The 13,680-nt window shown below is 63.3% G+C and carries 2 protein-coding genes; one reads left to right on the forward strand and one right to left on the reverse strand.

What is annotated here, in order from left to right; genetic code table 11:
- Complete coding sequence (locus tag FHW75_RS17905) at positions 1-1,737, reverse strand: type I secretion system permease/ATPase (protein ID WP_019097807.1); 1,737 nt, start codon at positions 1,735-1,737, stop codon at positions 1-3.
- A 543-nt stretch (positions 1,738-2,280) separates the two neighbouring features.
- On the opposite strand from FHW75_RS17905, the gene FHW75_RS17910 reads away from it, so the two are divergent.
- Complete coding sequence (locus FHW75_RS17910; RefSeq protein WP_183674183.1) at positions 2,281-13,647, forward strand: peroxidase family protein; 11,367 nt, start codon at positions 2,281-2,283, stop codon at positions 13,645-13,647.
- Positions 13,648-13,680 lie beyond the last annotated feature (33 nt).

Below are 13,680 nucleotides of genomic sequence, written 5' to 3' on the forward strand. Positions count from 1 at the left end.
CTACTCCCTTACTTTGACCGAAGCCAGCGGTGCTGCACCGGCCGCTGGAATCACGGCAGCCTTGCGCAGCGCCGCGAATACTTCGTCGCGGCTGCCGAGCATGTGCACAGCGCCGTCGCGCAACATGAGTATCTTGTCGACTGCACACAGCACATTGGGCCGATGGGAAATCAGGATCACCGTGGCGCCGCGCGCCTTCAACTCGGCCAGCGCATCCACCAGGGCCTTCTCGCCGACGTCATCGAGGTTGGCGTTGGGTTCGTCCAGCACGACCAGGTTGGGCTCGCCATACAGGGCGCGGGCCAGGGCGATACGCTGCTTCTGGCCGCCGGACAGTGGGGTGCCGTCGGCGGCCAGGCGCGTGTCGTAGCCCTGCGGGAAGTGCAGGATCATGTCGTGTACGCCGCTGCTGCGGGCAGCACGGATCACCGCATCGCTGTCCACCTCGGCAAAGCGCGCGATGTTTTCGGCGATGGTGCCCTCGAACAGCTCCACGTCTTGCGGCAGGTAGCCCAGCCAAGGGCCGAGTTCGGCCTTGTTCCAGGTGAAGATGTCGGCACCATCCAGGCGCACCTTGCCGGCCTGTGCCGGCCACACACCCACCAGCAGGCGGGCGAGAGTAGACTTGCCCGAAGCCGAAGGGCCGATGATGCCTAAGCTTTCACCCGGCACCAGGCTGAAGCTGACCCCGCGCACGATGCTGGTGGTGGTGCCGGGGGCACCGGCGATCACGTTTTCCACGGCCAGCATGCCCATCGGCCGCTGCAGCGACATGCTCGGTGGCCGCTGCGGATAGTCTTGCAGCAGGTCGTTGAGCCGGCCCCAGGCCAAGCGGCAACCGAGCAACTGCTTCCAGGAGGCAATCACCTGTTCCACCGGGCCCAGGGCGCGGCCGGTCAGGATCGAACACGCGATCATCATGCCGGGGGTGATCTTGCCTTCTATTGCCAGCAACGCACCGGTACCGAGGATCAGCGACTGCAAGGTGATGCGCACGAAACGCCCGGTGCTGCTGATCAGCGCCGCGCGGTCGGAGGCCAGGGTCTGCATCTGCAGGATGCGCAAGTGCCCTTGGTACCAGCGCTTGCCGATTGACGGCAGCATGCCCATGGCCTCGATCACTTCGGCGTTGCGCAGGTTGTTGTTGGCGTAGCTGGCCGACGTCATGGCGGCCTGATTGGCTTCGGCCAGTGGCTTTTGCGTAGCCTTCTCGGTGAGGTAGGCCAGGCCCACCAGGATCAGCGAGCCAATCATCGTGACCAGCCCGAGCCAAGGGTGGATCAGGTAGCAGACCACCAGGTAGATCGGCGTCCATGGTGCATCGAAAAAGGCGAACAAACCGTTGCCGGTCAGAAACTGCCGCACTTGCGCCAGGTCCTGCAGGGCCTGGGCCGGGTTGCCGCCGGCGCGGCTCAGGTTGCGCTCGAACGCGGCGCTGAAGATGCGCCGGTTGAGGTCCATGTCCAGGCAGTTGCCCACCCGGATCAGCACGCGGGTACGGGTCATCTCCAATGCCGACATCAACAGGAACAACCCGACCACCAGCAGCGTGAGCATGCCCAGCGTGGTGACGTTGCGGCTGACCAGCGCGCGGTCATACACCTGCAGCATATAAATAGCTGGCGTCAACATCATGACGTTTATCACGCCGCTAAAGGCGGCCAGGGCATAGAAGCTGCGGCGCAAGCGAAAGAGCACGTCGGCCAGCTCGGAGCGGGTGCGTGGTGGCTTAGGCATCGGGGGCCTCCCTTCGTTACAAGTCGGGAAGCCCTTGCGGCGCCCCGTACAACGGTAGTTGTGGCTTCTTGGTCGGCTCGCAGGCGGGTCGCTCTTATGGCGAATAGTCCAAAACGCTGCGTTGCTCCCACATGCACGAGCGTAGGTTGCAACGAAACATTCGGTAATATCATTTTGCTCTATTAATACTTTGAACTTTTTATAAGTGCCAGAAAAACAGCTATTTGCATCGCATTATCATCATCGAACGATTTTTTTGACGGGATATTGACAAGCTTTTGCCCTGCGACTTTAGTCTGAAGTATTCGGGCCCTGTGCAAGCTGGGGTCGATGCACGTGCGTTACACCTGTATCGCACGGTTAACAGGCCCTCCCGGAGCGGTGGGGCCGGCTTTCGAGTAATGAGGCTGAGGCGCCAACACAACAGCATTGAGCCGCCGAGCCCTTAAAAAAGAACCAGATACTGCGCACGTCAACACTGACTGGGCGCGGGAAGGACCCTGTTGCCCTGTGATTTCTCTTGAATGATCGAGGGCAATTGAAATGGCCAATTTCAGCAAGTCAGACCTGGAATTCATCCTCAAACAGATCTTCATCGCCGAAGCCCACGCAGATGGCGCCAGCCTGATCGACCTGCTGCCCAACAGTCAGGTGCCGTTCGGCCTGCGCACCGTGGATGGCAGCTTCAACAACCTGGTCGCCGGGCAAAGCGAGTTCGGCGCTTCTGACAACGCGTTCCTGCGCTTGCTCGATGCCTCCTACCGCGCCAACTATGTGGGCACCGGCAATGTCGTCGATTCACAACCGCGCACCATCAGCAACCTGATCGTCGACCAGACGGCGAACAACCCGGCTGCGGTCGAGGCCAATGGCGGTGCTGCTCCGGTGATGAGCCCGGGGATCGATGGGGTGTTCGGCACCGCTGATGACAAGCCTGTGTTCTTCATCCCCAACGTCTCGCCCGACGTGGGCCTGACGGCTGGCTTCAACGCCTGGATGACCTTCTTCGGCCAGTTCTTTGACCACGGTCTTGACCTGGTGAGCAAGAGCAGCACCGATATCGTGTTCATTCCGCTGCGCCCCGACGATCCGCTGTTCGTGGCTGGCAGCCCGACCAACTTCATGGTGCTTTCACGTGCCGTACGTACCGCCGGTGCCGATGGTGTAGTGGGCACGGCCGACGATAGCCAGCCCAACACCACCTCGCCGTTCGTCGACCAGAGCCAGACCTACAGCTCGCACCCCTCGCATCAGGTGTTTCTGCGCGAATATGCGTTGAATGCCGCAGGCGACCCGGTGGCCACCGGGCGGTTGATCACCAACCGCGACCTGGGCGCGGACGGCAAGTTCGGCACAGCTGACGATGGCAACAGCGAGAATGGCGGCATGGCCACCTGGGCGGTGGTCAAGGCTCAGGCCCGTGACATGCTGGGTATCAACCTGACCGACGCCGACGTGCACAGCGTGCCGCTGCTGGCCACCGATGCCTATGGCAACTTCCTGCGTGGGCCCAACGGCATGCCGCAAGTGGTGATGCGGGTGAACAATGGCGCCGATGGTATTGCCGGCACGGCCGACGACGTCACCCAACTGGTCGAAGGCGACCGCAACGCGCCGATCAGCCTGGCCAACGCCGTGAGCACCGGGCATGGCTTCCTTGACGACATTGCCCACAACGCCGCGCCCGTGGTGGTGGGCGGTGTGTTGCAGGCCGATGCCGACACCGCAGTAGGCAACGCCCAGCCAGTTGGCCCAGGCGGCAACAACCTGACCTACGACAACGAACTGCTCGACGCCCACTACATCGCCGGTGATGGCCGGGTGAACGAAAACATCGGCCTTACTGCCGTGCACCATGTGTTCCACTCCGAGCACAACCGCTTGGTGCAGCAGACCAAGGACACCTTGCTGGCCGCCGGTGACCTGGCGTTCCTCAACGAGTGGCTGATCGACGATGTCACCGCCATCCCCACCACGCCAGCCGGCATCGCCGCACTGGTATGGGACGGCGAGCGGTTGTTCCAGGCCGCCAAGTTCGGCACCGAAATGCAGTACCAGCACCTGGTGTTCGAAGAGTTCGCGCGCACCATTCAGCCGCAGATCGACGAGTTCCTCGCCCCCAACGGCTACGACACGTCGATCAACCCGGCCATCCTCGCCGAGTTCGCCCATGTGGTGTACCGCTTCGGCCACTCGATGCTGACCGAAACCGTCGACCGCTTCGACCCCGACTTCAACCCGGTGTCGGGCGACCCCGCCAACCCGGATCAGCAACTGGGCCTGATTGCCGCCTTCCTCAACCCGCTGGCCTTCGCCGGCAGCGGTGCCACCGCCGACGAGGCAGCCGGTGCGATCATTCGCGGCGTGACCCGCCAGCTGGGCAACGAAATCGACGAGTTCGTCACCGAGGCGCTGCGCAACAACCTGCTTGGCCTGCCGCTGGACCTGCCCGCGCTGAACATCGCCCGTGGCCGTGACACCGGTATCCCCAGCCTGAACGAGGCGCGCCGCGAGTTCTATGCCGCAACCGGTGACAGCCAGCTCAAGGCCTACATCAGCTGGGTCGATTTTGCCGACCACCTCAAGCACCCGGCGTCGCTGATCAACTTCATCGCCGCCTACGGCACCCACGCCACCATCACCGGGGCCACCACCGAAGCGGCCAAGCGCGCCGCCGCAGTGGCGCTGGTGCTTGGCGGCGACGGCGCGCCTGCCGATCGCCTGGACTTCCTCAACAGCACCGGCGCCTATGCCAACGTGACGCTGGCCGGCAAAGACGGTATCGCCGGCACGGCCGACGACATTGCCGGCGTGACGGTGACAGGTGTCGATGCCATCGACTTCTGGGTCGGCGGCCTGGCCGAGAAAAAAATGCCCTTCGGCGGCATGCTGGGTTCTAGCTTCAACTTTGTCTTCGAAACCCAGCTGGAAGCGTTGCAGAACGGCGACCGCTTCTACTACCTGTCGCGCACGGCGGGCATGAACTTCGGCACGGAACTGGAGAACAACTCCTTTGCCAAGCTGATCATGGCCAACTCCGACGTCACCCACCTGTCCAACACCGTGTTCCTCACGCCCACCTTCACCCTGGAAGTGAACCAGGCCAACCAGTTCACCGGGCTGGGGGCCGACGGCAAGGCCGACCCAACGGGCGGCATCGAAATCAACGGCGTGGAAATCGTACCGCTGGTGATTCGCGACAACCCTGACACTGTTGGGCCCGACAGCAACTTCCTGCACTACACCGGTGAAGACCATGTGGTGCTCGGCGGCACTGCCGGCAACGACATCATCATTTCCGGCGAAGGTGACGATACCGTTTACGGCGATGCCGGCGACGACGTGCTTGAAGGTGGTGCTGGCAACGATGCCGTGCTGGGCGGTGCAGGTGACGACATCATCACCGACTCGTTCGGCGACAACCGCCTGGAGGGCAACGCCGGTAACGACGTGATCGTCGCTGGCAGCATGCTGGTGGCCGGCAACCTGATTCTGGGCGGCGACGGTCAGGACTTCATCATCACCACCGAGGATATTTCCACCACCTTCGGCGGCCAGGGCGACGACTTCATCCTCGGTGCCAAGACCAACCTGCCACCCACCGGCAACGAGGGCGACGACTGGATCGAGAAGGGCACCCAGGACGGTGCGCCCGGCGACAACTTTGCGCCGCTGCTGGGTGATGAGGTGGTCGGCAACGACATCTTCGTCGGGGGCGGTGGTTTTGATGAAATGATCGGTGAAGGCGGCGACGACATCTTTGTCGGCAGCGATGCCCAGGACAAGATGGACGGCATGTCCGGCTTCGACTGGATCACCAACAAGAACGACAAGGTCGGCGTTACCGTTGACCTGAGCCTGGCCGCGCTGGCCCAGCCCCATGGCAATGCACCAAACCAGAACGCCGGGGTATTCAACCCGGTCGGCGCCTCGCCGGCCAGCATCCTCGACCGCTTCGCCGAGGTGGAAGGGGTGTCCGGCTCGAACTACGCCGATGTGCTCAAGGGCGATGACGTCGATGCCGTGACCATCCTCAACCATGGCGGTGCCACCGGCAGCGCACTGACCAACGTGGCATTGATCCGCGGCCTGCAGCAGTTCCTGGCCGATGCCGGGTTGCCGACCACCGGCTTTGCCACCGGCAACATCATGCTCGGCGGCAATGGTAGCGACCTGATCGAAGGCCGTGGCGGCGATGACCTGATCGATGGCGATAAATGGCTGAACGTGCGCATTGCGGTGTATGCCCCAGGCGACGTCAACCACACCGGGCCAGAGATCGCCAGCTTCGACAGCATGGTCGACATGATCCCGTTCATGCTCGACCGCACTTACAACCCAGGTCAGCTCAAAGCCGTGCGGGAAATCCTGCCGGGTACCTCGACCGGCGGCGCGGCCTTTGACACTGCCATATACGCGGGGGTGCAGAGCGAATATGTGGTGACCCAGAACACCAAAGGCACGGCTGACGTTGCCGATGACGTGTGGACGGTGACCGATACCGTGGCCGGCCGCGATGGCGTGGATACCCTCCTGCACATCGAACGCCTGCAGTTCGCCGACAGCCAGCGCGTGCTGGTGGAAGGGGTGAACGCGCAACCCACCGGCAGCCCGACCGTGCTCGATGGCAACGGCGGTGCGATCACTGTGGGTGACATGCTGACAGTGAGCGTGGCGGGCGTGCTCGACGCCGACAACGTCAGCGCGGGCAACCTGACCGGCACACTTGCCGACCGTTCGGTTTCGTACTACTGGCAGTTCGAGGCCGACCCGGGCAGTGGTGTGTTCCAGGACATCATCCTGCTGCCGGCCGGCGACCTGGCGTTCCAGAGCGCCGACGGTACGTCGTTCAAGGTATCGCCAGACCTGGCCGGGCTAAGCCTGCGGGTCAAGGCGATCTACCAGGACGCCCATGGCACTACCGAAGTGCTCTTCTCGCAGCCCACGGCCGTGGTACAGCCGGGCGCACCGGTGGTGCCGACGCCGGCCACCCCGGTCGTGGATGCCACCGCTGGGGGGGAAGGGCTGCACATGGTGCGCTCCGACCTGAACTTCATCCTGGCCCAGATCAAGATCGCCGAAGCCGATGCCGCCGGGCAGGACATCCTTTCGTTGATCCCCAACATCCGCGCGCCCTTGGGGCTACGTGCGGTAGATGGCTCGAACAACAACCTGATGAACCTCAACGGCACCAACAACACCCAGTTCGGTGCCGCCGACAACGTCTTCCCACGCGTGACCGACCCGGTATTCAACCCGGCAGAGGGTGCCCCGGCCGGGTTCTTCGGGCCTGGCTCGCCAGCCATTCCGGGGACGTCGTACCAGCAAACCAGCGGCCCGGTGTTCGACTCGCAGCCGCGTACCATCAGTAACCTGGTGGTCGACCAGACCTCCAACAACCCGGCGGCTTATGCCACCGCGTATGACCCGGGCGCGGACGGCGTGCTCAACTTCGGCACGCCAGGCAACGACGATGTGCTCAAGGACGGCGTGCGCATCGTTGCCAGCCCCGGCATGGATGGCCAGTTCGGCACCACCGACGACCACGATGTGTACCTGTTCGAAAACACTGCAGCCGATGCCGGGTTGTCCGCGCCGTTCAACGCGTGGATGACCTTCTTCGGACAGTTCTTCGACCATGGTCTGGACCTGGTCACCAAGGGCGGCTCGGGTACCATCTACATCCCGCTGCAGCCGGATGACCCGCTGTACGTGGAGGGTGGTTTCACCAACTTCATGGTGGTAACCCGTGCCACCAACCTGCCAGGGCCGGATGGCATCCTCGGCAACGCCGATGACATTCACGAGCACACCAACACCACCACGCCGTTCGTGGACCAGAACCAGACCTACAGCTCGCACCCCTCGCACCAAGTGTTCCTGCGCGCCTACATCATGACCGATGATGGCCCTGTCGCTACAGGCCGCCTGATCACCAACCGTGACCTGGGCGCCGATGGCAAGTTCGGCACCGGCGACGACACCGAAATCGGTGGCATGGCCACCTGGAAGGTGGTCAAGGCCCAGGCCCGCGACCTGCTCGGCATCAACCTGACCGACGCCGACGTCGACAACGTGCCTTTGCTCGCCACCGACGCCTACGGCAACTTCATCAAGGGGCCGAACGGCTACCCGATGGTGGTGATGAAGGGCCTGGACGGCATTGCCGGCACGGCCGATGACCAGCAGGTCGAAGGCAACCCGCTGGCGCCGCTCGACCTGACCAATGCCGTGCGCACGGGGCACCAGTTCCTCGCCGACATTGCACACAATGCCGTGCCGGTGTTCAGCGGTGGTGTGCTGGCGCCGGATGCCGACGACGTGGCCGGCAACGCTGTGCCCGTCAACCCGCAGACCGGGGCCAACCTGGCCTACGACAACGAACTGCTGGATGCGCACTACATTGCCGGCGACGGCCGGGTCAACGAGAACATCGGCCTGACCGCCGTGCATGCCGTCTTCCACGCCGAGCACAACCGGCTGGTGGCGCAGACCATGGACACCGTGCTCGACTCGGGCGACCTGGCGTTCCTCAATGAGTGGCTGCTCAACCCGGTCACCGCTTTGCCGGTCACCCCGGCCGAGATCGATGCCCTGGTATGGAACGGCGAACGCCTGTTCCAAGCGGCCAAGTTCGGTACCGAGATGCAGTATCAGCACCTGGTGTTCGAAGAGTTCGCCCGTACCGTGCAACCACGGGTCGACCTGTTCTTCGCCCCGACCCAGGTGTATGACGTAGACCTCGATGCGTCGATCGTGGCCGAGTTCGCCCACACCGTGTACCGCTTTGGCCACTCGATGCTGACCGAGACTGTCGACCGCTTTGACGTCGACTTCAACGTCATCCAGGACCCGGCCAGCGCCAACCCCGAACAGCAACTGGGCTTGATCGCGGCGTTCCTCAACCCGCTGGCGTATGCCGCCAGTGGCGTCACCCCCGAGGATGCCACCAGCGCCATCGTGCGCGGGGTTACTCGCCAGGCCGGTAACGAAATCGACGAGTTCGTCACCGAGGCGCTGCGCAACAACCTGCTTGGCCTGCCGCTCGACCTGCCGGCGATCAACATCGCCCGTGGCCGGGATGTCGGCATCCCCTCGCTGAACGCTGTGCGCCGCGACATCTTCGGGCAAACCGGCGACACCCAGCTCAAACCGTACACCAGCTGGGTCGACCTGGTGCAGCACCTGAAGCACCCCGAGTCGCTGATCAACTTCATCGCGGCTTACGGCACCCACAGCAGCATCACCGGTGCCACCACCCTGCTCGAAAAACGCGCTGCGGCCATGGCCCTGGTGTTCGGCGGCGATGGTGCGCCGGCCGATCGCCTGGACTTCCTCAACAGCAGTGGTGCCTGGGCCAATGTGACCCTGCCGGGCAAGGATGGCGTGCTGGGTACGGCCGATGACCTGAAGGCTGTGACCGTGACCGGTGTCGATGCCATCGACCTGTGGATCGGCGGCCTGGCCGAGGCGAAAACCCCGTTCGGCGGCATGCTCGGCAGTACCTTCAACTTCGTGTTCGAAAACCAGATGGAGAAACTGCAGGACGGTGACCGCTTCTACTACCTGGAGCGCACCTCTGGCCTGTCGATGAACGCCGAGCTGGAGAGCAACTCGTTCGCCAAGCTGATCATGGCCAACACCTCGGCCACCCACCTGCCGGGCCTGGTGTTCTCCGACCCGGGCTTCTACCTGGAACTGGACCAGAGCAAGCAATACAACGACGGCCTGGGCAATGCCGACCCGCTGGGCGAGAACGGCGAGCAGGTGGTGTTCCGCGACAGCCCGCTGACGGTTGGCCCGGACACCAACTACATCCGCTATGCCGGTGTCGAGCACATCGTGCTGGGCGGCACCAACGGTGACGACATCCTGGTGTCCAGCGAGGGTGACGACACGGTCTGGGGCGATGGCGGCAACGACCGCATCGAGGGTGGCGACGGCAACGACCAGCTGCGCGGTGGCGCCGGCGACGACATCATCAGCGACATGGGCGGTGACGACAACATCCAGGGCGGCGACGGCAACGATGTGCTGCACGGCGGTAATGGCGTCAACCTGATCATCGGCGGTTTCGGCAACGACTTCATCGTCACCGGTGAGGACGCTTCCGAAGCCATTGGCGGCCAGGGCAACGACTTTATCCTGGGCAGCAAGGCCAACGAACAGGATATGGGTAACGAAGGCGACGACTGGATCGAGAAGGGCACCTCGGACGGTGCGCCTGGCGACAACTTCGACCCACTCGGCAACGACCCGATCATCGGCCACGACGTGTTCATCGGCGGCAACGAGAACGACAAGTTCAACGGTGAAGGCGGCGACGACATCATGGTCGGCAGCCTGGGCTTCGGCGACCGCTATATCGGCGGCTCCGGCTACGACTGGGCGACCTTCAAGGACCTGGCCCAGGGCGTGACCGTCGACTACAGCGACCGCTTCTTCGATGTGCCGCCGGTACCGGGCTCGGGCGCGTCGGCGCTGGTGCGCTTCGACATCATGGAAGGCCTTTCCGGCTCGTCCCATGGCGACTTCCTGCGCGGTGACAACGAAGACGCCGCCAGCCTGCCGACCAATGGCGCCACGGGCAGCGTGCTGACCAACATCAACCTGATCAACGGCCTGTCCAGCCTGCTGGCTGCCGGGGCGACGTTCTACGATGGCGGCAACATCATCCTCGGCGGCAGCGGCAGCGACCTGATCGAAGGCCGTGGTGGCGACGACATCCTCGACGGTGACAAGTGGCTGAACGTGCGCATCAGCGTGCGCGCCAACAGCGACGGCACCGGCCCGGAAATCGCCAGTTTCGACAGCATGGAGCCGATGGTGCCGCTGATGCTCAATGGCACCTACAACCCGGGCCAGCTGGTGATCATCCGGGAAATCCTCAATGGCACCGACAGCTATGACACGGCGGTGTTCTCGGGGGTGGCCACCGACTACAGCGTGGTGGTCGATGGCAACGCGGTGATCGTCACCGACCTGGTGGCCGGGCGTGATGGTGTCGACCGCCTGACCGGTATCGAGCGGCTGCAGTTCTCTGACCGCTCGCAGGCGTCGGGTGTGGGCACTGCCGTGAACGCCGGCCCTACGGGGCACCTGGCGATTCTCGATGCGGCCACCGGTTTGCGTGACGATACCCCCGTCAGTGGTCAGCTGCTGCGTGTAACACCGCTGGCCGTGCGCGATGCGGACAACGTCAGTGCGGCCAACCCTACCGGTGCAGTCAACGGCCCGGTAGCGTACTACTGGCAAGTCGAAACGCTGCCGGGTTCGGGGGTTTACGAAGACATCACCTTCGTTGCCGCAGGGGAGGTCTCGCGGGCCATTGGCACCACTTACCGCGTAACGGACGACGTGGCCGGCCTGAGCATCCGCGTTCGCGCGGTGTATCAGGACGCCAAGGGCACGCTGGAAATCGTCGACTCGTCGGCGAACAGCGCGCCGAGTGCTGGCCCGACCGTGACCGGGTTGCTGGTGCAGAACCAGACACTGACGGCCAACACGGCAACCATCGTCGATGCCGACGGCCTGAGCAACCCGCAGTTCACCTTCCAGTGGCAGTCCAACCGGGGTCTGGGCTGGGTCAACATTGTTGGCGCCATCAGCAGCACCTTTGTCCTGACCCAGGCGCAAGTGGGGCAGAACATGCGGGTGGTGGTCAGCTACGTGGATGACTTTGGTGTGCAGGAAAGCATCGCCTCCGACATCCTCGACCCTGTGGCCAACGTCAATGATGCCCCGACCGGTGCGCTGCTGATCAGCGACACCACGCCAGACATCGGGCAGACGCTGACGGCACTCACCGGCAGTATTGCCGACATTGACGGGCTGGGGGCGTTCAGCTTCCAGTGGCAGCAAGGTACCGGTGGCGTCTTCACCGACATCGTTGGCGCCACTGCGGCCACCTTCACGCCAGGCCTCAACCAGGGAGGCCAGCAATTGCAGGTGATCGTGCGCTACACCGATGCTTTCGGCACCGTGGAGACACTCACCTCGGCGGCGACTGCTGCAGTACCAGGGTTGACGCTGGTCGGCACCAACGGTGCCGATATCCTGATTGGGAGTGCAGGCAATGACGTGATCTCGGGCCTGGACGGCGCCGACCAGCTGTTTGGCGGGCTTGGCAACGACGTTCTTGACGGCGGGCTTGGTAACGACATCCTCAACGGCGGGCTTGGCGCGGATGCCATGACCGGCGGTGCTGGCAACGACACCTTCGTGGTCGACAACGTCGGCGACACGGTAAGCGAAGCGCTTAACGGCGGTGTAGATCTGGTGCAGACCATCCTGGCCAGCTACAACCTGGGTGCCAATGTCGAAAACCTGACCTATACCGGGGTGGGCAACTTCATCGGTGGCGGTAACACGCTGGCCAACGTCATTATCGGCGGCGCTGGCAATGACCTGCTCAATGGCGGTGCAGGTGCTGACCGCTTGCTGGGTGGTCTCGGCAACGACACCTACGTGGTGGATAACGCTGGGGATGTGGTGATTGAGGCGGCGGGGGCGGGTACGGATAGCGTGCGTACAACGTTGGCCAGTTATGGTATGAGCAGCAACATCGAGAACCTCGTCTATACCGGCACGGGCAACTTCATCGGTGGTGGTAACACGCTTGACAACATCATCACCGGTGGCGCGGGTGACGACTTGCTCAATGGCGGTGCGGGTGCTGACCGCTTGGTGGGTGGCCTCGGCAACGACATCTACGTGGTGGATAACGCCACAGATGTGGTGATCGAGGGCGCGGGTGCCGGTACGGATTCCGTGCGTACCACTCTGGCCAGTTATGGCATGAGCATCAACATCGAGAATCTGGTTTACACCGGCACGGGCAACTTCATCGGTGGTGGTAACACGCTGGACAACATCATCACCAGCGGCGCTGGCGACGACTTGCTCAATGGCGGTGCGGGTGCTGACCGCCTGGTGGGTGGCCTTGGCAACGACATCTACGTGGTGGATAACGCCGCAGATGTGGTGATCGAGGCGACTGGTGCAGGTACGGATACCGTGCGTACTACGCTGGCGAGCTACGGCATGAGCAGCAACATCGAGAACCTCGTCTATACCGGGGCAGGCAACTTCATCGGTGGCGGTAATACGCTGGATAACATCATCACCGGTGGCGTTGGCAACGACCTGCTCAATGGCGGTGCAGGCGCGGACCGTTTGGTGGGGGGGCTCGGCAACGATACTTACGTAGTGGATAACGTCGGAGATGTGGTGATCGAAGCCAGCGGGGCTGGTACGGATACCGTGCGTACCACGCTGGCAATCTATGGTATGGGCAGCAACATCGAGAACCTGGTCTACACCGGGGCTGGTAACTTCATCGGTAGCGGTAACACCATGGACAACCTCATCATTGCAGGCGGTGGCAACGACGTGATCAACGGTAGCGCGGGTAACGATCAGCTGCGGGGTGGCAGTGGCAACGACACCTTGAACGGCGGTGACGACAACGACAGCCTCGATGGTGGCCTTGGCAACGACATTCTGAACGGTGGCACAGGCAGCGACACGCTGTTCGGTGATGCTGGCAACGATATCCTGTCCGGTGGCAGTGGCAACGACTTCCTCAACGGTGATGTTGGCGACGACACGGTCAACGGCGGTGCCGGGGATGACACGATGATGGCCACTGACGGCAATGATGTCTTCCAGTTCGCCGCTGGCTTCGGCAATGACCTGATCATCAACTTCGACAGCAACGCGGTGGGTGGCCAGGACCGGCTGGATATCACGGCCTTCAACATCACTGCGGCGACCTTTGCCGCCAGCGTCACCATCGCCGATGTTGGCGACGATACGCTGGTCAGCATTGGCGCCACCGACTCCATCCGCCTGGTAGGGGTGGCGGATGCAACCACAGTAACGGCAGCGGACTTCACCTTGGCGGGTTGAGGAGCCCAGGGGTAAGGTGTTGTCTTCAAATAC

This window comes from Pseudomonas sp. OG7, assembly GCF_014192825.1.
GTDB classification, from domain to species: Bacteria; Pseudomonadota; Gammaproteobacteria; order Pseudomonadales; family Pseudomonadaceae; genus Aquipseudomonas; species Aquipseudomonas monteilii.